The sequence below is a fragment of the Halorhabdus tiamatea SARL4B genome, from assembly GCF_000470655.1.
Lineage (GTDB): Archaea > Halobacteriota > Halobacteria > Halobacteriales > Haloarculaceae > Halorhabdus > Halorhabdus tiamatea.
In genome coordinates this window covers 174,772-195,847 of the sequence record NC_021921.1, presented here as the reverse complement: position 1 = coordinate 195,847, position 21,076 = coordinate 174,772, and the positions used below count along the sequence as shown (strand labels likewise).

The following is a 21,076-nucleotide window of genomic DNA, read 5'->3' as shown; positions in this document are numbered from 1 at the left end:
CTCGGACGACGGCTTCAGGCCTGGACGACGATCGCCACGTCGTCGGTCTCGACGAGTTCGCCCTCGCCGGCGTAGGTGTGTTCTTCACGCACCTCGAACTCGTCGGCTTCGAGAGTCACGTCGCCGGCGTGGAGGACGTCGCCGTCGAGTTCGTACTCGCCAGTCGCGAGAGCCCCTTCGATGTCGCCGACCTCGTCGCCGTACTTCGGGCCGACGGTGGCGTAATCGAGATCGATGTCGACGATCTCGGTGCTGATCTCGGGGTCGTCCTCGACGACGTCGAGTGTCTCGACGTGCATCGCCTGCTGGATCGCCGACTCGAAGCCAGTGACGTCGCCGTAGACCTCGACCCGGTCGAGATCCGCGTTGAGCGCCATGTCGTGGGTCGTCTTGTAGCCACGCAGCGCGGCGATGGTCGCCATCGCCGTCTCGCCGGCGGCCAGGTCGGCGTCGTAGCCGCGAACCTCGGGCCAGTCGGTCACGTGGATCGACGTTGCTCCGTCCGCTTTGGCGTATTTCGCCTGCCAGATCTCCTCGACGACGTGTGGCAGGAACGGGGCGAACAGCTTGAGGAAGGTTCGATGGGCGGTCACGAGCGTGTAGGCGGCCGACTCGTCGTCGCGCTGTTTCGCGATCTCGAGGTAGTCATCACAGAACGTCGACCAGAAGAACGTCCGGAGCTCGTTGCGGGCCTTCGAGAACTCGTAGGCGTCGAGTTTCTCGGTCAGACTCTCGACGACGCCGTCGAGTTTCGCCAGCAGCCACTCGTCGATCGCGGCGAGGTCGTCGGGCTCGTCGTAGTCGCTTTCGGGTGCGAGCTGATCGACGAGTTTCGAGGCGTTCCAGAGCTTCTGGAGCAGGCGCTCGCCGGCTTCGAGGTCGTTCTCCTTGAACGGGAAGTCGTCGCCGATCGACGTCCCGGCAGCCCAGTACCGGGTGGCGTCGACGGGGAAATCCTCGAGGACTGCCTCCGGGCTGACGACGTTGCCCTTCGATTTCGACATCGCCTCGCGGTTCTCGTCGAGGACCATCCCGTTGACCATCACCGTCTCGAAGGGGACCTCGCCGGTGTGCTCGTAGGTCTTGACGATCGTATGGAACAGCCAGAAGGAGATGATGTCGTGACCCTGGGGCCGGAGGTTCATCGGATAGAGTTCCGGGTTCGCGAATTCGAACGCTTCCGCGTCCGCATCCCAGTCCCAGCCGGCGTTGATCAGGGGCGTCAGCGAGGAGGTCGCCCAGGTGTCGAAGACGTCACTTTCCGGCTCGAAGTCCGAACCGCCACACTCCGGACAGGTCTCGACGGGCGGGTCGTCGCTGAGGGGGTCGACCGGCACGTCCTCGCGGTCGGCGAAGACGGGTTCGCCACAGTCCTCGCAGTACCACACCGGGAACGGGATCCCCGAGTCCCGTTGGCGGGAGATACACCAGTCCCACTCGAGGCCTTCGATCCAGTGTTTGTATCGGGTGAACATCTTCTCGGGGTACCAGTCCATCTCCCGGCCGGCGTCAAGGTATTCGTCAGTGGAGTCGAGGATGTCGACGTACCACTGTTCGGTCACGAGATACTCGACTTCGGTCTCACACCGCTCGTGGACCTGCACCGTGTGGTGGTGGTCGCGACTCTCGAGGAGATACCCAGCATCGTCGAGGTCATCGATGATCTCCTTGCGGGCCTCCTGTGTGCTGAGCCCCTCGTAGTCGCCGGCCTTCTCGGTCATCGTGCCGGACTCGTCGATGGCGATCCGCAGCGGGAGATCGTAGGCCTGGTACCACTCGATGTCGGTCTGGTCGCCGAACGTACACGACATCACCACGCCGCTGCCGGTCTCTAAGTCGACACGGTCGTCCTCGATGATCGGAACTTCCTGGCCGAAGATCGGGACTTCGGCGGTCCCGCCGACGAGATGGGCGTTCTCGTCGTCCTCTGGGTGGATGAAGATCGAGACGCAGGCGGGCAGGAGTTCCGGGCGAGTCGTCGAAATGGTCAACGACTCGTCGTCACCGGCCTCGCCGTTTCCGTCTTCGACCAGCGGGAACTCGATGTCGTTGAATTTCGTGTGCTTGTCCGTGTCCTCCTGTTCGACCTGTGAGATGGCCGTCTCACAGTCGGGACACCAGATCGTCGGCGCGCGCTGTCGGTACTCCTTGCCCTGCTCGTAGAGATCCAGGAAGGACAACTGAGAGATGCGCTGGACGCGGGGTTCGATCGTCTTGTACGTGTTATCCCAGTCGACGGAGATTGCGAGCGACTGGACGTCGCTGGTGAAGGCGGCCTCGTAGTCGGCACAGACGTCGCGAGTCTTCTCCTGGAACTCGCGGCGCTCGAAGTTGCTGTGGCGGATGCCGAGTTCGCGCTCGGTGAGTCGCTCGGAGGCGATGCCGTTGTCGTCGTAGCCGAAGGGGAAGTAGACGGTGTCGTCGGTCATCCGCCGGAATCGGGCGACGAAGTCCTGGAGCGTGAACTGATAGAGGTGGCCCATGTGGAGGCTGCCCGAGACGGTCGGTGGCGGCGTGTCGATGGTGAAGCGCGTGTCGGCGTCGGGCGTCTCGCTCTCCTCGTAGGCGAAGACGTCGTTCTCGACCCAGTAGTCCTGCCATCTGGGTTCGGTCTCTCGGGGGTCGTACGTTCCCTCGAGAGACGGCTCGGCTGTCGATTCGTCGGTCGGCTCGTCGTCAGTCTGGTGTTCCGTACTCATGGTTTGTGGCGTCAGTGGTCGTCGTGCGATCCGTCCGTGGCTGTGAGAAGGAGATGTGGGGCTAACGTGCCCCTACTACGGAACAGGCGGGGCCAGCCTGCGTAGTCGTCGACCCGGAGCCCACGCCGGACGGGACGCGTGACATATCTTCCCCTGTGAGTTCGTCCGGATTGAGTGTTTCGTGTTCGATCGGTCGCCTGCGGCCCTGGGTGGCGGTGTCACAGATTGTCACGAGCGTAACGTCTTTGCCTGCCTGTCGGTCAGCACGGGCATGGACTCCGCCGAGGTCGAACGCCGTATCGAGGAAGGCATTCCCGACGCGACGGCGACCGTCACCTACCCGCGACCGAACGACACCGACCACCTGGCAGCCACCGTCGTCTCGCCGGCCTTCGCCGAGAAGTCCCTCGTCGAGCAACACGAACTGGTCTACGACACCCTCGACGACGTGCTGACGACCGAAATCCACGCGCTGAAAGTGACGACACGGACGCCCGAGGAAGCCGAGTGAGCTGACCAGCGGACACCAGTGGGCGGTGGTTGATAGCACGTCACAGAAAGCGGCAGCCATTGACTGTTTCCCAAGTCATAGCCGACTCCATGCGTTGTTTGTGACGATGTCAACTGAAACGCCGTCGGAATCCGAGACCGTCCAGGAACGCGTCGAACACGCGATAGCGGACAACGAGGTGGTACTGTTCATGAAGGGGACGCCACAGCGGCCCCAATGTGGCTTCTCCCAGCGGGCGGTCGGGTTGATACGCGCACACTGTGACGAATTCGAAACAGTGGACGTCCTCGATGCACTCCCGGCCTACCGGGACGCACTGGAAGCACACAGCGGCTGGGAGACGATCCCGCAGACGTACGTCGACGGTGAGTTCGTCGGCGGTAGCGACATCCTCGCCGAACACGAGGAGCACGGCGATCTCGGCGAGACACTGACGCCGTAAGTCGCTCTCGACGAAACGCGTTCGCCTTAACTTGTCGCTGGCGCACGATCCGGCCGCTCACCGGAGTGAGCGCGCACCCAGAGTTCGCCGATCCGGGAGAGTCGCGTTCGATAGGACTTGCCGTGCTCTTCCTGCTCGATGTAGCCTTTCCCGCCAGGGCCGAGGCGATCGACGTTGTAGAGGACTTTCGACCGGAAGCTGTCGGTGTACTCCTCGCCGAGGTCTTCGGCGAGCGTCTGGGCCAACTCGGAGACCGATTCGAACTCGCCGTGTTCTCCGAGTGTGAAGAGGATAAGCTCCTCGAAGGGCTTGACGTTCGAGAAGGAGGCGACCGGGATCTCGACCATGTAGCTGCCGTCGATCTCCTTGGCACCGATGGTTGTCCCGCGCTCGTCGAACTCCTCGATGAGATCCCGGGCACTCCCCAGGCGCTTCTCGACGAGGTCGTCGTCGACCTCGTCCGAGAGGTCTCTGAGGAGGTCGATCTGCTTGCGGAGTTCCTCGGCGAGTTCGGTTTCGAGATATTTCTCGGGGGCGGTGTAGTAGGTGTGGATCCGATGGCGGTCGCCCTCGCGCTCGACGGCGATAGAGTGGGCGGCCGTCGCGAAGGCGAAGCTCACCGTCCGGGGCATCGCCGAGATGTTGAGCCAGACTTCGGCGTCAGGGTCGCGGTCGAGTTCGTCGCTGATGAGCGAGAACCCTTGCTCGAAGGCGGCGTCGTAGTCGTAGACGTCCTCGACGAGGATGCGCTCGGTCTTCGACCCGAGAAGGTTCTGGAAGTCTTTCTCGAGTTGACTCGTCAGCAGTCGGGAGTACTCCGCGTTGGCTTCGTTCCCGATCGCCCCCTCGAGCAAGATTGCACGGTCGACAGTTCGTTGCTCCCGGACGAGCGGCGCGATGAGCCGGTCGTAATCGAATCCGACAGGGACGATGTGTGTTTGCATACGTACTCTGTCGAGCCGGTTTGATAAAAAACCAGCTTCATTCGTCGCGGAACATCGAAGAAACACACTATCAAATCTATTTTGAAGAATATACGCCCTGAAGGGTTGCACCAACGAAGCGATCAGTGAGGAACGGACGCGGTTCAGTCGCCGTCGACGCCGCCCGGCGTCACGAAGCGGTCGGCGTTCTCCTCGGGGGCGGCCGTCGACACCAGCGAGATGCCGACCGTTAGCACGAGACCGATTCCCATCCCGACCAGGCCGGCCTGCCACCCCCAGTAGGTCGCCGGTACGAGGTCGGTGAACGTCGCAAGCAGGTAAAACGCCTGGCTGACGCCCACGCCCGCGAGCATCCCTGCCCGCGTCGTATTGCGCCAGTACAGCGCGACCAACACTGGCAGGGTCAACTGGGCGTAGCCCTTGAAGGCCGTCGCGCCGATCTCGATCAGGGTCAGGTTCGTCCCCAGACTCATCAGGAGGGCGATCACCGCGAAGGCGACGACCGCCAGCCTGGCGACGACGTCCTCCCGACGGTCACTCGCGTCGGGGTCGACGAACGGTCGATAGAGGTCACGCGTCAGGTACGACGATCCCGACAACAGCATCGAGTCACTGGAGGACATCATCGCGGCCATCGCACCCGCGACCACCAGGGCAGCGAACCACGTCGGCGTGTAGGCGTTCAACAGCGGCGGGAGGATGTTTCCCCGGGCGTTAGGGGTAATTCCGAGCCCCGTCGCCCACGCGCCGAGGATGAACGCGGGGACGAAAAGCAGGATGACCAGGAGTGGCCACAGCGCCAGCGACCGCTTGAGGACGCGCTGACTCCGGGCGACGAAAAAGCGCTGGTTGATCTGGGGGAACATCGCGACGCCGAAACCGATCGCGATCGCCGTCGAAAGCATGTACTGCGGCGAGTACAGCCCCCCGCCCAGCGAGAGGAACTCGGGATTGGCTTCACCCATCGCCTGCGTCAACTCGCCCGGGCCGCCGACCGAGACGACGATCCACGCGAACGCGATCCAGACGAGTACGAGCATGAACAGGCCCTGTACCGTGTCCGTCCAGGCGACGCCGCGCATCCCCGCGAGGACGACGTACCCGATCATGAAGAGCGTGATCAACGTCGCGCCCGCCCAGTAGGGGATCGCTCCCGCCGTGAGCGATTCCAGCGCCCGGCCCGCCCCGACCTGCTGGAGCATGACGTACTCGAGCAGCCAGAACAGGCTGATCCCCGCGACCAGTCCCCGCAGCGTCCGGGAGTCGAAGCGATCGCCCAGCATCTCACCGACCGTGACGTAGCCGTGTTTCCGGCCGATCAACCACTGCTTGTAGCCCATCACGTACCACAGGATCCCGAAGATGACGCCGTCCATCAGGCCCATCACGAGGATCCACTCCGGGCCGGCCCTGAAGGCGAGGTTGGGGCCGCCGAAGAACGTAAAGGCAGACAGTAGCGTCGCGAAGGTCGTAAAGAGGAGCACGACCGTCCCGATCGTCCGATTCGCCAGATAGTAATCTTCGGCCGAGCGCTCGGTCAGCCGATAGGCGATCAGTCCGACCCCGAGCGCGAGCAGCAGATAGCCGACGACGATCCCGACCTGGAGGGCGACGTCAGCCATCGATACCTCCTCTCTCGACGCCGATACCCCAGGCGTGGCTGGTAAACACGTAGAAGACGAACGACGTCAGGAGCATCCACCCGACGTGCCACCACAGCCACACCGGCAGTCCGGCCACGACCGTGTCCGACCCCCACAGAAACCACGGGATCGCGAGCGCACTCAGGGTGAGTGCCACGAGACTCCACCACAACGTGCCTGTCCGTTCGGCCATCTGTAGGCCGTGATTATTGATGAAACGGTTTAACGGTTACTGCCACCCACCAATATCCCCTATTGATGAGATTATCTATTCAAATCCGCGAGGCTCACCTGGCAAACAGACAGGGACACCAGGCCACTGCTGACAGGACATGGAGCAGGTCACCGGTGTCCGGTCGAAGCCCACCCGACCGACGTGTGTCTTTCTCCCGACAGGTATTTGCTGGCTCGTCACGTACCTGTCTTCGTCCATGGATTCGGTCATGGCAATCACATCACGCCCGGACACCGGGCAGATCATCAATGCACGATTCAGCGAAATATCTCATCCACGCACAGATCGAAGCCAACGGGGTGGTCGAGCGGAGTGACGTCGTCGGCGCGATCTTCGGCCAGACCGAAGGCCTGCTCGGCGACGAACTCGACCTCAGGACGCTACAGGAATCCTCGAAAGTCGGGCGCATCGACGTCACGATCGACTCCGAGAGCGGTCGCTCGACCGGCGAGGTGACGATCGCCAGCGGGCTCGACCGCGTCGAGACGGCGATCCTGGCAGCCTCCCTCGAGGCGATCGACCGGGTCGGTCCCTGCCGGGCGACCCTCGAAGTCACCCAGCTCGAAGACGTCAGGACGGCGAAACGTCGCGAGATCGTCGACCGTGCCGAGGAGTTGCTCGCACGCTTCGACGAGGAAGTGATGTCGAGTCACGAACTCGTCGAGGAGGTCCGCCGCCGGGCGCGCGTCGAGCGCATCACCGAGTACGAGGGGTATCCCGCCGGCCCGCGCGTCGCCGACGGCGACGCCATCATCGTCGTCGAGGGGCGAGCAGACGTCCTGACGCTCCTGCAGTACGGCATCAAGAACGCCGTCGCCGTCGAAGGGACGAACGTCCCCGACGCGATCGCCGACCTCACCCACGACCGGACGGTGACCGCCTTCCTCGACGGCGACCGCGGCGGGAATCTAATCTTGAAGGAACTCGCCCAGGTCGGCAGCGTCGACTACGTCGCCTTCGCTCCCGCCGGCCGATCGGTCGAAGATCTCTCGCGGACCGACGTGACCGACGCCCTCCGGGAGAAGGTCCCCTACGAGCGCGTCGCCGAGGGCGAGGTGTCGCTGGCAGAGATCGCGCCGGACGTCGATGCGCCCGGAGAAGCGGTCGCCGAGACCGACACCGACGAAGCAGCGCCCGACTCGACAGCCACTGAAACGGGAGACACCGACAAGACGGACACGTCGCGGTCAGCCCCAGACGGTGAAGACGCGAGGGTCTCGGAGAGCGCTGAATCGACCGACGAAGACGGCGTCGCGGCTGACGGTGAGGGAGCCGCCACGACCGCGACAGGTGAGACGATCACGACGGAAAGCGGCGAGGCCGTCGCCGTGCCGACAGACGGGGAGCCGGCCGTCGAGACGCCGGACTCAGAGCGGGAGACACCGTCGACTGAACCTGCCGACGCCGACGAGGAGACAATTTCCGCCGCAGAGACGCTCGACGATCACGTCCAGGCCGTCATCGGCGAATCGACCGAGGCCGTACGATTGCTCGATGATTCACTGGTGACACTTTCGGAGGCACCGGTTGCAGAGGCTTTCGAGACGGTCCGCGACGCCGATCCCGTTCCCGGGACGGTCGTCATCGACGGGCCGGCGACCCAGCGCCTGCTCGACGTCGCCGCACAGCGCGGCGTCACCCGGATCGTCGCGAGCGAACGCGGCGACCTCGTCAAACAGCCCACGTCGGTTCGACTGACGGTCCCGGGAGCCGCCTAGAGCGGCTTCGCGAGGTCGATTCCGACGCCCGATCCCGTCGCGAAATACTGCTGGTGGCGTGCGATTTCTTCGAACCCACACGATCGGTAGAACGCTTTGGCTCGTTCGTCGTCGGCGTGGACGGTCAACCGGAGTGTCGTCGCGCCGGCCTCACCGGCACGTTCGGCGATCGAATCGAGTAGCGCTGTGCCGATCCCGCGACGGCGGTGAGCAGACGCGACGGCGAGCTCAGGGACGTAGGCGGTGTCGTCGCCGACGAGGGCGAAGCCGTAGCCGACCGGCTGGTCGTCGACGGCGACGCGCGTGATCGCCAGTCCCTCGGTCGCTGCGCCGAGCAACTGCGGTGAGGGTTCGTCGATCACGTCACGCTGGATCGCCCGAAGTGCAGGCTCGTCGGCGGCTCGGACGTCCCGGATCTCGACAGCGGGGCGAGCCATCGTCAGAAGGCCACGAGGCCGCCGGCGAGCGCGAGGACGGCCCCGGCGATCCCGGCCGAGAGCGTCGCCAGGAAGTTGACGCCCTGATTGCCGACCCACCGGCCCTCGATAGTCGCGCCGAGCAGGCTATCGACCGTCATGCCGACGAACCCGCTGGTGACGATCACGGCCGCGCCCGCGAACTCGATCGTCCCGAAGGCGACGAACGCGATGACAGCGATGACAGTTGCGCCTGCGAGGCCGGCGAGTTCGCCCTGCCAGGTCACACCGCCGTCCGTGCCGGGTTCGACCCGCTCGAACGTGGTGATGAGTCGCGGCGCGTCGTAGAGGCCGCCGAACTCACTCGAGAGGGTGTCGCTCATCGCCGCCGCGACCGAGCCGGCGAAGACAAACAGGAACAGCTCGGGTGAAACGCCGGTGAGTCGCGGGCTCGCCGCGGCGGCCAGGACGGCGAACAGCGCCACAAGCGAGTTCGCGAGGACGTTGCCGCTCCCGCGCGCGCCCTCGTTCTCCTGGGCGATGCCACGCGCGACCTTCTCGTCGTATTTGAACTTGCTCGCGAGTCCGCCGCCGCCGAAGAAGGTGATGAGCATGGCGAACCAGCCGTAATCGCCGATGACGATCGTCAGCAGGCTCAGGAGGACGCCCGTCAACATGCCGGGGACGGAGGCCGTCTCGAGCGCGTAGGAGACGTACCCGAGCGCGACGGTGATCGCCAGCGCGATCGCGATCCCCGTCGCCGTGATCGAGATGGCGAGATCCGAGAACAGCCACAGCAGGAGGCCGACCGAGAGGATCACCAGCGGGTCGTCGCGCTCGAACAGCATCGATCGGAGCAACGCGGCGAGGAGTGCGCCACTCGCAGCCAGGAAGGCGATTTCGGGGAACGACGGGAACGCGCCGGTGATCGACCCCGAGAGGACGAATCCACCAATCCCGGCGAGGAAACCACCGGTGACGAACCCGGCCGTCCCGGCGATTCGCTCATCGCTGGCTGCCCGAACGAGGTGGGCACCGACGTTCCCGATGGCGAGGGACATCGTCGCAGCCACGGGTACGGCGACGGGCATTTTGAACTGCAAGGAAAGGAGGACAAGTGCGGCAATCGCGAGCGAGAAACCCGCGAGCCCGTACAGCCGGCCGTCTCGGCGATCGCCCGGGCGTGCGAACAACTCGAAAACGACGCCGGACTCGACGAAGTGCAGGCTTCCGGCCAACAGGAAGAACGGCGAGACGGCGAGCAGCGTCGCGATGTCGGGCGAGAAAATCCGGTGGGCCACGGGAGCAATCACGCTCGCGAACCCGACGAGTGCGAACGCTGTTGCACGTCGGAGCGCGGAAGTCACTATCGGCGGTTTCCCCGAGAGATACTTACCAGTTCCGACCCGAGACTGCCCGGTCTGTCCCGTGACCTTCTTACTGTTCGGTGGTGAACTCCCGCGAGTGGGTCTGTACGATCGATATCTCGCGACCCGGATTCGACTCAGCGACGCCGAGGTTCCCGAGCGAGTCGCAGTCGTCCTGACGGAACAGGACCTCCTCGAACAGGGGGCCTACGACACTCTCCAGTCGGTCTTCGCGTGGGCCTTTGAATACGGTGCCGAACGGCTCATTCTCTACGTGAGTGTGCTCGATGCTGGGGCCGTCCCGACGTTACGACGGCAACTCGAAGCGATCGACGCCGGCCGTGAGATCGCCGTCCGTGGACCCGACGACGACCAGCAGGCCGACGCACCGATCCAGATCAGCATCGGGCTGGGTGGCAAACACGAGTTCGCCACGGCCGTCCAGCGACTGGCCCAGGAAGTCGAGGCTGGCGACCTCGACCCCGAGTCCATCGACGAGACCGAAATCGAGCGCCGGCTCGTCTTCCCCGCCGACCCGGACCTCGTGATCAAGACCGGGGCCGAGCGACTCTCGGATTTCATGATCTGGCAGTCGGTCTACTCGGAGCTTTACTTCACCGACGTCAACTGGCGGGACGTCCGAAAACGGGACTACTTGCGGGCGATCCGGGACTACCAAAAGCGCCAGCGTCGCTTCGGTCGGTGATCGTGTCGGCTCGCCGGACGAGCCGTGACGAAGCACCTTTGGGAGGTCATAGCGTACGGCCGGGCATGGTCGAGTCCTACGAGGCGGTGATCTACGACTTAGACGGAACCCTCGTCGAACTCGACGTCGACTGGACGCTGGTGACTCGCGAAGTCGCCGACCGTCTCGCGTCCCGGGGGGTCGACACTGAGGGGGCCGATCTATGGACGCTGCTCGAACGCGCCGAGGCCGCCGGCGTCCACGATGTCGCGATCGACGTCGTCGGTGCCCACGAGCGCGTCGGGGCACGGACGGCCGACCGACTCCCGCTGGCCGAGGAACTCCCGCTCGACGTACCGGTGGGCGTCTGCTCACTCAACGAGGAGGCGGCCGTCCGAACCGCGATGGAACGCCACGACCTGCTCACAGCCGTCGAGACAGTCGTCGGACGGGACACGCTCGCGGCCCAGAAACCCGACCCAGAACCACTGCTCGCGATCGTCGAAGGGTTCGACGTCGACCCCGCCCGGACGCTGTTCGTCGGCGATTCTCCGAAGGACGAGCGGACGGCCGAGCGCGCGGGCACGGCCTTCCAGTACGTCGCGGATCGACTCGGGGAGTGATTTCCAGTACGTCGCGGAGCGACTTGGGGAGTGATCGTCTGCGCCAGACGAGCGATCAGACGCGTGAGCGTCGCTCGTAGAGCACGACGCCGACCGCAGTCAGAAACCAGACGATCGCGCCGACTCGCACGGCGAAGGTCGCCCGGGCCGTCCAGGTCGGTAACGACTGCCCGAGCGAGAGGACCGCGACGACCGGCGCGCCGACGACGATCGTCACGACGAAGGTGGTCTGGAGGACCCACCCGTAATCGACGCCGTCCGGGTCTGTCTCCGCAGTAGGTTCGGGCACAGGCCCGTCTGGGTCGGCCGCTGTCTTTCGTCTGTCGGTCTCCGACGGGCGTCAGCTGGGTGGCTCGTCTGGCTGACCCGAAGGCGTAATACCGCCTCGGCACTGACTACGACGCATGACCACGGTGAGAGACGTCCGTGCAATGGCCGGCGAGGACCCGATCACGATGCTGACGGCCTACGACGCGACGACAGCCGAACTGGTCGAAGCGAGCGGCGTCGACGTAATCTTGGTCGGTGACAGTCTCGGCAACGCCGTCCTGGGCCACGATTCGACGCTTCCGGTGACGATGGACCAGATGGTGAGCCACACGGGCGCGGTCGTCCGCGGGACCGACGAGGCGCTGGTCGTCGCCGACCTCCCCTTCTTGAGTATCGGTGCGGACCGCGGCGATTCGATCGAACACGCGGGTCGCTTGCTCAAGGAAGCCGGCGCGAACGCGGTCAAGATCGAGAGCGGCCCCCACACCGTCGAGTTGACCGAGCGACTGGTCGATCTCGGGATTCCAGTCATGGCCCACCTGGGGCTGACCCCCCAGCACATCAACCGACTGGGCTACGCCCGCCAGGGGACCTCTCAGGAGGCAGCCGAGGAGATCCGGGACCTCGCCCGCGCCCACGAGGAGGCCGGCGCGTTCTCGCTCGTGCTCGAACACGTCCCCGCGAACCTCGCGGCGACCGTGACTGACGACCTCTCGATTCCGACCATCGGAATCGGTGCCGGCCCCGACTGTGACGGCCAGGTGCTGGTCGTCGACGACGCCGTTGGCCTCACCGAATCGGCTCCGCCGTTCGCCGAGGCCTTCGGCGACGTCCGGGAAGCCTATGCCGACGCACTCGACGACTACGTCGGGGCCGTCGAGGACGGTTCGTTCCCGGCCGACGACCACAGCCACGTGGCCGACGACCTCGACCTCGAGTGACGCCGCTCGGCGAGCCCCCGACGATCAGCGTCACGGTGTGAACCGCTTTTCAACTTTAGTACCGAAATAGCGCCACGTGCGGGGCATTTTAGCGATAGATTTATATACTACTAGAGCTAACTCGAAGTTAGCATGAGACTCGAACAGCAGACGGTCGGCGACGCGGCGATCCGCCGGTTCGACTACGAGGACGCGACGACGTTCGCGGCCGACATCGGCGACGACGGCGAGGTCGACGTCGTCGGCGATACGGCCATCGTTGTGACTGGAGACACCCAGTACGATCTTTCCCTCCCTGACGGCGAGGCCGTGACAGCCTTTATCACCAACGGCGTTCTTACCATTGAGGTGAAACGATGAAACTCACTGTCAAGCCACTCAAGCAGAAGGACGCCGGCCGCGGACTCGCCGCGATCGACCGGGCGGCGATGGACGAACTGGGCCTGGAAAACGGCGACTACGTCGTCCTGGAGGGCCGCGAGGGCCGGGCAGTCGCCCGGGTCTGGCCCGGCTATCCCGAGGACACCGGCGACGGCGTCGTCCGGATCGACGGCCAGTTGCGCCAGGAGGCCGACGTCGGCATCGACGACCGCATCGACGTCGAGAAGGCCGACGTCAAGCCCGCCCGCTCGATCTCGGTCGCACTCCCACAGAATCTCCGGGTTCGCGGAAATATCGGCCCGCACGTCCGGAACAAGCTCTCCGGCCAGGCCGTCACGACCGGCCAGACCGTGCCCTTCTCGTTGGGGCTCGGGCCGGTTTCGAGCGTCGGGGGCCAGAAGATCCCGCTGAAGATCGCCGAGACCGACCCCGAGGGGACGGTCGTCGTCACCGACCAGACCGAGATCGAAGTCAGCCAACAGCCCGCCGAACAGATCACCGGCGAGACTCCAGAGGATGCCCGCCAGACGCCCGACGTGACCTACGAGGACATCGGTGGGCTCGACGACGAACTCGAGCAGGTCCGGGAGATGATCGAGTTGCCGATGCGCCACCCCGAGCTGTTCAACCAGCTCGGCATCGAGCCGCCGAAAGGTGTCCTCCTGCACGGGCCGCCGGGCACCGGCAAGACCCTGATGGCGAAAGCCGTCGCCAACGAGATCGACGCCTACTTTACGACGATCTCGGGGCCGGAGATCATGTCGAAGTACTACGGCGAGAGCGAAGAGCAGTTGCGGGAGATGTTCGACGAAGCCGAGGAGAACGCCCCGGCGATCGTCTTCATCGACGAGATCGACTCCATCGCGCCCAAACGTGACGACACGAGCGGCGACGTCGAGCGCCGCGTCGTCGCCCAACTCCTCAGCCTGATGGACGGTCTCGAAGAGCGCGGCGACGTGATCGTCATCGGTGCGACCAACCGCCTGGACGCGCTCGATCCTGCCCTGCGGCGGGGTGGTCGCTTCGACCGCGAGATCGAGATCGGCGTCCCCGACAAGAAAGGGCGCAAGGAAGTCCTGCAGGTCCACACCCGCGGGATGCCACTGAACGACGAGATCGACATCGACGAGTACGCCGAACGCACCCACGGCTTCGTCGGGGCGGACATCGAACAACTCGCAAAGGAGAGCGCGATGAATGCGCTCCGGCGTATCCGTCCGGAGATCGACCTCGAAGCCGACGAGATCGACGCCGAGATCCTCGAGAACCTGGAGATCACCGGAGACGACTTCAAAGCGGCGCTGAAGGGCATCGAACCCTCCGCGCTCCGGGAAGTCTTCGTCGAAGTCCCTGACGTCTCCTGGGCGGACGTCGGCGGGCTCGAAGACACTAACGAACGCCTCAGGGAAACCATCCAGTGGCCCCTGGAGTACCCCCAGGTCTTCGAACAGATGGACATGGAGTCCGCCAAGGGCGTCCTGCTGTATGGCCCGCCCGGCACAGGCAAGACCCTGCTGGCGAAGGCCGTCGCCAACGAGGCCCAGAGCAACTTCATCTCCGTGAAGGGCCCCGAGTTGCTGAACAAGTACGTCGGCGAGTCCGAGAAGGGCGTCCGCGAGGTCTTCTCGAAGGCTCGCGAGAACGCTCCCACGGTGGTGTTCTTCGACGAGATCGACTCGATCGCCGGCGAACGCGGGACGAACATGGGCGACTCGGGCGTCGGCGAACGCGTCGTCTCCCAACTCCTGACCGAACTCGACGGGCTCGAAGATCTGGAAGACGTCGTCGTGGTCGCGACGACGAACCGTCCTGACCTCATCGACGCCGCCTTGCTCCGGCCAGGTCGACTCGACCGGCACATCCACGTGCCCGTGCCCGACGAGGAAGCCCGCCGGAAGATCCTCGAAGTGCACACCCGTGACAAGCCGCTGGCCGAGGGCGTCGACCTCGACGACATCGCAGCCCGGACCGACGGCTACGTCGGTGCCGATCTGGAGGCCGTCGCCCGCGAGGCGGCGATGGCAGCCACCCGGGAGTTCATCCGGAGCGTCGATCCCGAAGAAGTCGACGACAGCGTCGGGAACGTCCTGATCGACGAGAGTCACTTCGAGACGGCCCTCGAAGAGGTCGGCCCGAGCGTCGACGAGGAGACCCGTGATCGCTACGAGGAGATCGAACAGCGCTTCGACAAGCGCGAGAACGAACTCGACGAGCCCGAAGTCGGCAAGACCTTCCAGTAAGCTGCGCCGGTTTCAGGCCTGCTCGAAACGACTATCGCCGTTCTCGTTTTCGACCGCCCGGAGACCCAGTTCTTCGAGCCGTGCGACCGTCCGGACGGGAACGGGGTCGCCGGCTTTCCGACGTGTTCGGAGAATTGGGAGCCCAGACTGGAGTTGGGCCGGCGTTCGCAACGTCGGTGCCATCTCGACGGTAGTGATGGCGAGATCCGCGTCGTTCGCTCGCTCGACGAGCGTCTCGAGGTCCGGACGACCGTCGATCCCGCCGAAGTCGATCGGTTCGCTGAACCCCGCATAGAAGAATTCGCCGTTCGCCGCCGGTCCGAGGACGAGGTCGTTCCGTCGCAGTTGCATCGACGCCTGATCGAGTCGGGGGCGTGCGGCGAGCACCGCCGTGGGATCGAGAATCGCGACGGAGGCCACTCCTTCTGATTCGAGCAAGTGTGTGACCGTGTTGCCGATCCGGGCGGCCGGCGACGAGCCGACTTCGGGTTCGAAACGTACTGCGTCGGGAGACGCGAGTGCCGGCGTGACGGCCTCTTTGACGAGTGTTTCGACGTCTTCGTCGCGGTCCGCTCGCTCGCGATAGGTCACGAGCAGGTCCGCCCCGCTGCCGGCGACGGCCTCGCTCACGTCACGGAGCGCGCTCTGATAGAGGTCGGCCGCGTCACTCGCGGTCAGTGGTGTGCCCTCGACGAGTCGGGGGAGGACGTTGCCGGGAATCGGTGCGTCGGCGCGAACGACGACGATAGGCATAGCCGAAGATGGGTGACACCCACCTTTGTATTCGCCGTTTTGTACCGCTCGCGTGCGCTCGTGGAGTCGTAACACCACGAATCATGGTAACAACCACCATTATAGTCCCGCCGTTCGTAGGTCGAACGGGCCCATGTTAGTCAAGGACGTCATGTCGACGGACGTGATCACCGTCGATCGCGACGCGTCACTCCGGGACGCGGTCGGGGAGCTACTCGAATACGAAGTGGGTTCGGTCGTCGTGGTCAGCGACGAAGGGAACCCGGTCGGGATCGTGACTGAAACCGACGCGCTCAAAGCTGGCTATCGGTCTGGTGAGCCGTTTCGCGAGACCCGCGTGATGGACCTGGCTCACCGACCGGTCATCACGACGAGTCCTTCGGCGACCGTCCAGTGGGTCGCCCGGAAAATGGCTGACAACGACATCAAGAAAGTGCCGGTGATGGAAGACCTCTCGCTTGTCGGAATCGTCACCTTGACCGATATCGTCTGGCGACTGTCTGACATCCGTGCCGAGGTCGGCGAGCTATCGAGCGCACCCGAGGAGTGGGAACTCGACTGATCGTGGCCAAAATCGCCCACTGCTGATCTCTCCTCTCCACCCCCTACTTCCGGCGCTGGCCCTTCGTCTGTCGGTAATCGCGGTCGAGTTCGTCGGCGACGTGTTCGCGGAAGGTAGCCAACTGGGATTCAGAAGCGTCAGCCGGTTCGATCATCGGGAGGATTTCGAAGCCCCGGCCCTGGATCGTCGTCGCGTGCTCGACCGTGACGTCCAGATCGTCGGCACTTCGGGTCGTGTACTCGAAAGCCAACGCGTCCAGGGCACCCTGGCCCACGGCGACGATGAGTTCCGGGTTGATCCGTCGGAGTTCTGCCGTACGATACCCCTCGCAGTTGTGTCGCTCCTCGTCGGTTGCCCCGCGTTCAGGGTGATGGCAGCGCGTGACGTACGTGAGATAGACCTCGCTCAGTGCAGGTTCGGTACTGTCCGGTGGTGAGTCACTGAGTCCGAGGTCACCGAGGAGTGCCTGGATCACTTCGCCAGTCTCGTCGCCGGTGAAGGGGATCCCGGTTCGATCGGCACTGGCCGTCGGAGCGGTGCCGAGAACGGCGATATCCGCCGTCGGGTCACCGTAGCCGTGGACGACCTGGGTCCGTGATTCGACCAGTGCCGGACAGTTCTGACAGTCCTCGTCCATGCTGTAGGGGTTCCGTGGATCCGGGAGGTCCGGGCTCATACCTGCTGGATGGGGTGGGCGACTCAAAACGCGCGCGGTCGCGGCGAAGGCGTCGACTCAGCCCACACGTTCTTGGCCCGCCCGACCGTAGCCCTGGATATGCATATCCGTCGCTACGGTCGACTGGTGTATCTGCTCGCGTTCGTGCTCGTCCAGCAGTTCACCGACGTCTTCGTTCAGTATCCGACGCTGGAGTTGGTCGGAATTATTGGCGTCGCCGTCGTCGGATTGGACGCGCTGGTGTGTGCAATCCGGCGGTGGCGCTCCCTGGACGGGTCCGTACTCGGCGAGGACGCATCGAGCGAGTGATCGCCGCTGTCACTCGTCGCCGATCGTCTCGGCCTGCGTGTCCGCATCTTCGGGGTCGTTGACCGGACTCGAGGGGTGATAGTCGGTGTCGTACTCGCCGGGGCGGTCGTCGAGGCGGTCGGGGTTGATTCGCCCGGAAAGCAACATGAAGTCGAGCACCGTACTGTAAAGCAGCGCTTCGACGACAGGAACTGCGCGCGGCGGAAGCACGGGGTCGTGGCGACCGACGACCTGGATCTCCTTTCGCTCGCCGGTCTCCCAGTCGACAGTCTCCTGGGCTTTCGGGATCGAGACGGGCGGATGCCAGGTAATCTCGCCGTAGATCGGATCGCCGGTCGTGATCCCACCCTGGACCCCGCCGTGGTCGTTGCCGACCGGCGTCGGATCACCGTTCTCGTCGAATTCCCAATCTTCGTTGTACTCGCTGCCGGCCATCGTCCGGGCGTCCCGCCCCACGCCGTACTCGAAGTCGTTGACCGCCGGGATCGAGTAGATGAGCTGGCCTAGCCGCGACGGAATAGAGTCGAAACGCGGCGCACCCAGCCCTCGCGGGACGCCACGGGCCTCGAAGTAGACAGACCCCCCGACTGAATCGCCCTCTTGCTGGTACTGTTCGGCGAGATCGCGCATCTCCTCGGCCGTTTCGGGGTGGGCACACCGGATGTCGTTCTCTTCGGTGTGTTCGAGCATCTCCTCGAAGGAGACCTCGGGCGCTCGGACGTCGCCGATCTGATTGACGTGGGCCTTGATCCGGACGTCGTACTCGCTCTGGTCGAGGACCTGCTTTGCGATAGCACCCGCAGCGACCCAGTTGACCGTCTCTCGGGCCGACGATCGGCCACCGCCGCCCCAGTTGCGCGTGCCGAACTTGGCGGAATAGGTGAAATCGCCGTGGGAGGGCCGGGGCGCGGTCACGAACGGTTCGTACTTGCCAGAGCGCGAGTCCTTGTTCTGGATGACCATCCCGATCGGCGTGCCCGTCGTGTAGCCGTCCTGGAGCCCGGAGTTGATCGTGACGGCGTCGGGTTCGTCCCGCGAGGTCGTGATCATCGACTGGCCGGGCTTGCGCCGGTCGAGGTCGCGCTGAATGTCGCCTTCGTCCAACTCGACGCCTGCCGGGACACCCGAGACCGTACACCCCATCGCCTCGCCGTGTGACTCTCCGTACGTGGTCACCTGAAAAAGCCGACCGAAGCTGTTACCGTTCATTGTCCCGGTCGTAGGCGCGGGCGCATTTAGGTTTTGAGATGCCGGGGCTCTCGTCCCGTCGCTACTCGCCGGATCGGTTCGTGACTTTCTCGGCGACGTCACCCAGGTCGACGCGCTTTTCGCCCACAGTCGCCCCGACGAGCGCGCCGATGCCGGCCCCGGTGCTGGCTGCTTCCCGACTCACGAGTCCGCCGACCGCGCCACCGAACGCGCCGCCGATCGCTGCGAGCTTCGCACGGCTCATCGCTTTCTTGATTCGAGTTCCCATGTTACAGGTTACGAGCGGGGGCCGGATAACAGTGTCGTAGGTCCGGACTTCGAACCCTGCAGTGCACCCACAGGTTGAGGTGGATTCGGCCCCAACAATAGATGATGCTCGGACTTTTCCGCACCATCGGATACGGATGGATCGCTCTGCAGGGACTGCTCGCCGCGCTCCTGCCGAAACAACTTATCAACCTCTCGACGCGACTCTCGCTGTGTGGCTTCGAGAACGCCGCGGAACTCGAGCCCAAGCCGTGGTACGTCGACGCGATGCGGGCCGCCGGCGTCGGCATGGTCGCCGCAGGACTCACGGGGCTGTTGCTCGAACGTGACAGCGAGGAGACTGACGAACCCGAAGTCGCGGTCGACGCCCCCGCGTCCGACGACGCCTGAGCGCGAGACGATCGCTGTCGGGCTAGTCACTGGAGATTCTCGCTGTCGGATCAGTCAGTGGAGATTCGAATCGTCAGCTACTGTGAAAATATCCCGGCGTTATTCGCCCCAGTCCTCTTCGAGTTCGGGCGCGGGCTCGAGCGTCGCGGGATCGACCGCGACGATTTCGAGTTCCGCGCCGCAGGTGGCACAGTCGACGATCTCTCCGACTTCGACGTCGTCGTGCAGGGAGACCTCCGCCCCGCATTCCGGACAGTCTGTCATACAGATCACTCGACGCCCGCGGGTAACTTGAAGGAATTGGTTCGCCGCGCTGTCGACGACTCGGAGACGGGGCGGACTGTCGCTGACGCTGTTTCCGCCCCTTCAAATACCGGAAGCGGACCACGGCCGGTATGAGCGACGACCACTCCAGAAGCGACGATCGCCGGGGGTGGCGACGCTGAGTCACCGCGCTCTCGTCGTCGCCGAGGCAAACGGGGTGCGACAGTGGGAGACGATCTGGCGGGACGACCAGACCGAACCGCCCCGCGGTCGGCGATCCCTGCCGTCCTCGCCGTCCGAGACGACGTCCCTCCGAGCTGTCGCCGAATCGCTCGACTTCGCTCACTACGAGGGCGTCTACTATCACGCCGACGGCGTGTGGACGGCGCATCTGGCGTGCTGGCTGGCCGTCGAGCATCTGTTGGGTGAGCCACTCCCGGATCCCCGTGGCGACGGCGCACTCCTCGCGGTCCGGGCGGGGGAGGCCTCGGCGTTGCGGCGCTGGTTCCGGGGCGCGAAGCGGTCGGTCGCCGACGCCGTGGTGGCCGGTGAGTGCTCGGTGGCGGACGCGCGAGCAGCGTTACTCGAAGCCCTCGACCGACGGGCCGGCGACCGAAAACTGATCGATGGCACCCCCTCGACGGATGGCTAACGACTCGCGGGCCTTTTGTGACCGGCCTGGCTACAAGTCCGTGTGACAGAACGGGGAGACAGTGACGCGACGAGCGTCGAGGGCGCTACCGGGCCGCTGGTCGATCCCACAGCCGAGCGCGCCCGCAAACGCGTCGAGCGTGCTATCGACCGTGGTGACATGGTGACCGTCTTCGGACGGTGTAGCGTCGAGTACGACGGGCGCGCCACGAGTTCACTCGGCCCCGGCGATCGCCTGCTCATCCTCAAGCCCGACGGGACGGCCCTGGTCCACACCGACGAAGGCCACCAGCCGGTCAACTGGCAACCCCCGGGGTCGACCCACGAGGTCGGGCTGGAGGACGGGCGACTGTGGATCGAAAGTCACCGGACGGGTCCCGAGGAGCATCTGGAGGTCGCTTTCGAGTCGCTCGCGTACGTCGCGACCGTCGACGTCACCGACCCCGAGGACCTCTCGCTGTCGGGGACGGAAGAAGACCTCCGCGAGCGCATCCTTGCCGAGCCCGAACTGATCGAGTCCGGGTTCGAGCCGCTTGTGACCGAGCGATCGACGCCCGCCGGCGCGATCGACATCTACGGCGAAGACAGCGACGGGCGGGCCGTCGTCGTGGAACTCAAACGACGGCGCGTCGGGCCGGACGCGGTCGGGCAGCTCGATCGCTACGTCGACGCACTGACCCGTGATCTCCACGCCGACCGGGAGATCCGCGGGATCCTGGTCGCTCCGTCAGCGACCGACCGGGCGCAGGAACTCCTGGCAGAGAACGGTCACGAGTTCATTGCCCTGGAGCCAACACCGGGCGAGTGAGGGGGTCTGGAGAGAAAACGCTGCGTGCTGAGGCAGTTCTGTCGCGGATTGCGACGGGCCGGAACGGAAACT

Annotated in this window: 25 protein-coding genes; 13 read left to right on the top strand and 12 right to left on the bottom strand. The window is 65.0% G+C overall.

All coding sequences use genetic code 11. The features are described from left to right. Nucleotides 1–14 precede the first annotated feature (14 nt). Nucleotides 15–2,699, bottom strand: coding sequence for a valine--tRNA ligase (locus HTIA_RS01030; protein ID WP_008525070.1), 2,685 nt, complete (start codon nucleotides 2,697–2,699; stop codon nucleotides 15–17). A 271-nt stretch (nucleotides 2,700–2,970) separates the two neighbouring features. Between HTIA_RS01030 and HTIA_RS01025 the strand changes: the two genes are divergently transcribed. Next, the gene (locus HTIA_RS01025; protein WP_008525072.1) at nucleotides 2,971–3,210 is read left to right on the top strand and encodes a BolA/IbaG family iron-sulfur metabolism protein; all 240 of its coding nucleotides are present in this window, start codon (nucleotides 2,971–2,973) and stop codon (nucleotides 3,208–3,210) included. Between the two features lie 100 nt (nucleotides 3,211–3,310). Beyond that, a complete protein-coding gene (locus tag HTIA_RS01020) occupies nucleotides 3,311–3,652 on the top strand; it encodes a glutaredoxin family protein (RefSeq protein WP_044950604.1) in 342 nt (113 codons plus the stop codon). Nucleotides 3,653–3,678: 26 nt separating this feature from the next. On the opposite strand, the gene HTIA_RS01015 is transcribed toward HTIA_RS01020, so the two are convergent. The 3 genes from HTIA_RS01015 to HTIA_RS01005 form a co-directional block, all read right to left on the bottom strand. Further along, the gene (locus HTIA_RS01015) at nucleotides 3,679–4,596 is read right to left on the bottom strand and encodes an HFX_2341 family transcriptional regulator (protein ID WP_008525075.1); all 918 of its coding nucleotides are present in this window, start codon (nucleotides 4,594–4,596) and stop codon (nucleotides 3,679–3,681) included. Between the two features lie 143 nt (nucleotides 4,597–4,739). Beyond that, nucleotides 4,740–6,218 carry a sodium:solute symporter family protein gene (locus HTIA_RS01010; RefSeq protein ID WP_008525077.1) on the bottom strand — a complete coding sequence of 493 codons (1,479 nt, stop codon included), beginning with the start codon at nucleotides 6,216–6,218 and terminating at the stop codon, nucleotides 4,740–4,742. Then, nucleotides 6,211–6,432, bottom strand: coding sequence for a DUF3311 domain-containing protein (locus HTIA_RS01005; protein WP_008525078.1), 222 nt, complete (start codon nucleotides 6,430–6,432; stop codon nucleotides 6,211–6,213). Before HTIA_RS01005 ends, HTIA_RS01010 begins: the two co-directional genes overlap by 8 nt. 290 nt (nucleotides 6,433–6,722) lie before the next feature. On the opposite strand from HTIA_RS01005, the gene dnaG reads away from it, so the two are divergent. Further along, on the top strand, nucleotides 6,723–8,192 hold the full coding sequence (gene dnaG, locus HTIA_RS01000; RefSeq protein WP_008525080.1) for a DNA primase DnaG: 1,470 nt from the start codon (nucleotides 6,723–6,725) through the stop codon (nucleotides 8,190–8,192). Here dnaG and HTIA_RS00995 read toward each other — a convergent pair. Beyond that, entirely contained in the window at nucleotides 8,189–8,629 is a 441-nt protein-coding gene (locus HTIA_RS00995; protein ID WP_008525082.1) for a GNAT family N-acetyltransferase, read from the bottom strand. The genes dnaG and HTIA_RS00995 overlap by 4 nt on opposite strands. Nucleotides 8,630–8,631: 2 nt before the next feature. Beyond that, the gene (locus HTIA_RS00990) at nucleotides 8,632–9,975 is read right to left on the bottom strand and encodes a DUF92 domain-containing protein (RefSeq protein ID WP_008525084.1); all 1,344 of its coding nucleotides are present in this window, start codon (nucleotides 9,973–9,975) and stop codon (nucleotides 8,632–8,634) included. A 97-nt stretch (nucleotides 9,976–10,072) separates the two neighbouring features. Between HTIA_RS00990 and HTIA_RS00985 the strand changes: the two genes are divergently transcribed. After that, entirely contained in the window at nucleotides 10,073–10,681 is a 609-nt protein-coding gene (locus HTIA_RS00985) for an undecaprenyl diphosphate synthase family protein (protein WP_044950858.1), read from the top strand. A 65-nt stretch (nucleotides 10,682–10,746) separates the two neighbouring features. Beyond that, a complete protein-coding gene (locus tag HTIA_RS00980; RefSeq protein ID WP_008525089.1) occupies nucleotides 10,747–11,283 on the top strand; it encodes an HAD family hydrolase in 537 nt (178 codons plus the stop codon). Nucleotides 11,284–11,338: 55 nt separating this feature from the next. On the opposite strand, the gene HTIA_RS00975 is transcribed toward HTIA_RS00980, so the two are convergent. After that, nucleotides 11,339–11,572: a DUF5822 domain-containing protein gene (locus tag HTIA_RS00975; protein ID WP_008525091.1), complete on the bottom strand. Its 234-nt coding sequence runs from the start codon at nucleotides 11,570–11,572 to the stop codon at nucleotides 11,339–11,341. A gap of 115 nt (nucleotides 11,573–11,687) precedes the next feature. Here HTIA_RS00975 and panB point away from each other — a divergent pair, with 115 nt between their 5' ends. The 3 genes from panB (at nucleotide 11,688) to HTIA_RS00960 (ending at nucleotide 15,115) form a co-directional block, all read left to right on the top strand. Further along, the gene (gene panB / locus HTIA_RS00970; protein WP_008525092.1) at nucleotides 11,688–12,494 is read left to right on the top strand and encodes a 3-methyl-2-oxobutanoate hydroxymethyltransferase; all 807 of its coding nucleotides are present in this window, start codon (nucleotides 11,688–11,690) and stop codon (nucleotides 12,492–12,494) included. Nucleotides 12,495–12,626: 132 nt separating this feature from the next. Continuing rightward, nucleotides 12,627–12,854 carry a DUF7127 family protein gene (locus HTIA_RS00965; protein ID WP_008525093.1) on the top strand — a complete coding sequence of 76 codons (228 nt, stop codon included), beginning with the start codon at nucleotides 12,627–12,629 and terminating at the stop codon, nucleotides 12,852–12,854. Further along, on the top strand, nucleotides 12,851–15,115 hold the full coding sequence (locus tag HTIA_RS00960) for a CDC48 family AAA ATPase (RefSeq protein ID WP_008525094.1): 2,265 nt from the start codon (nucleotides 12,851–12,853) through the stop codon (nucleotides 15,113–15,115). Before HTIA_RS00965 ends, HTIA_RS00960 begins: the two co-directional genes overlap by 4 nt. Nucleotides 15,116–15,127: 12 nt before the next feature. Here the strand turns inward: HTIA_RS00960 and HTIA_RS00955 are convergent, their stop codons facing one another. Then, entirely contained in the window at nucleotides 15,128–15,868 is a 741-nt protein-coding gene (locus tag HTIA_RS00955) for a hypothetical protein (protein ID WP_008525095.1), read from the bottom strand. Nucleotides 15,869–16,001: 133 nt separating this feature from the next. Between HTIA_RS00955 and HTIA_RS00950 the strand changes: the two genes are divergently transcribed. Further along, complete coding sequence (locus HTIA_RS00950; protein WP_008525096.1) at nucleotides 16,002–16,430, top strand: CBS domain-containing protein; 429 nt, start codon at nucleotides 16,002–16,004, stop codon at nucleotides 16,428–16,430. Nucleotides 16,431–16,473: 43 nt separating this feature from the next. Here HTIA_RS00950 and HTIA_RS00945 read toward each other — a convergent pair whose 3' ends face one another. After that, nucleotides 16,474–17,106, bottom strand: a complete 633-nt coding sequence (locus HTIA_RS00945) for a uracil-DNA glycosylase (RefSeq protein ID WP_008525097.1) — start codon at nucleotides 17,104–17,106, stop codon at nucleotides 16,474–16,476. A gap of 99 nt (nucleotides 17,107–17,205) precedes the next feature. Here HTIA_RS00945 and HTIA_RS00940 point away from each other — a divergent pair, with 99 nt between their 5' ends. Then, nucleotides 17,206–17,415, top strand: a complete 210-nt coding sequence (locus HTIA_RS00940) for a hypothetical protein (RefSeq protein ID WP_020935919.1) — start codon at nucleotides 17,206–17,208, stop codon at nucleotides 17,413–17,415. A gap of 9 nt (nucleotides 17,416–17,424) precedes the next feature. Here the strand turns inward: HTIA_RS00940 and aroC are convergent, their stop codons facing one another. Beyond that, the gene (aroC, locus tag HTIA_RS00935; protein WP_008525099.1) at nucleotides 17,425–18,624 is read right to left on the bottom strand and encodes a chorismate synthase; all 1,200 of its coding nucleotides are present in this window, start codon (nucleotides 18,622–18,624) and stop codon (nucleotides 17,425–17,427) included. A gap of 61 nt (nucleotides 18,625–18,685) precedes the next feature. Further along, nucleotides 18,686–18,892 (bottom strand): glycine zipper domain-containing protein, encoded by a 207-nt coding sequence (locus HTIA_RS00930; protein ID WP_008525100.1) that lies wholly within the window; start codon nucleotides 18,890–18,892, stop codon nucleotides 18,686–18,688. A 104-nt stretch (nucleotides 18,893–18,996) separates the two neighbouring features. On the opposite strand from HTIA_RS00930, the gene HTIA_RS00925 reads away from it, so the two are divergent. After that, nucleotides 18,997–19,281 carry a hypothetical protein gene (locus HTIA_RS00925; RefSeq protein ID WP_021029421.1) on the top strand — a complete coding sequence of 95 codons (285 nt, stop codon included), beginning with the start codon at nucleotides 18,997–18,999 and terminating at the stop codon, nucleotides 19,279–19,281. Nucleotides 19,282–19,380: 99 nt separating this feature from the next. Here the strand turns inward: HTIA_RS00925 and lysW are convergent, their stop codons facing one another. Beyond that, the gene (lysW, locus tag HTIA_RS00920) at nucleotides 19,381–19,545 is read right to left on the bottom strand and encodes a lysine biosynthesis protein LysW (protein WP_008525102.1); all 165 of its coding nucleotides are present in this window, start codon (nucleotides 19,543–19,545) and stop codon (nucleotides 19,381–19,383) included. A gap of 169 nt (nucleotides 19,546–19,714) precedes the next feature. On the opposite strand from lysW, the gene HTIA_RS00915 reads away from it, so the two are divergent. Both HTIA_RS00915 and nucS read left to right on the top strand, forming a co-directional pair. Then, the gene (locus HTIA_RS00915) at nucleotides 19,715–20,197 is read left to right on the top strand and encodes a DUF6735 family protein (RefSeq protein ID WP_008525103.1); all 483 of its coding nucleotides are present in this window, start codon (nucleotides 19,715–19,717) and stop codon (nucleotides 20,195–20,197) included. 42 nt (nucleotides 20,198–20,239) lie between these two features. Next, nucleotides 20,240–21,004 (top strand): endonuclease NucS, encoded by a 765-nt coding sequence (gene nucS, locus HTIA_RS00910; RefSeq protein ID WP_008525104.1) that lies wholly within the window; start codon nucleotides 20,240–20,242, stop codon nucleotides 21,002–21,004. The last annotated feature ends 72 nt before the right edge of the window (nucleotides 21,005–21,076 follow it).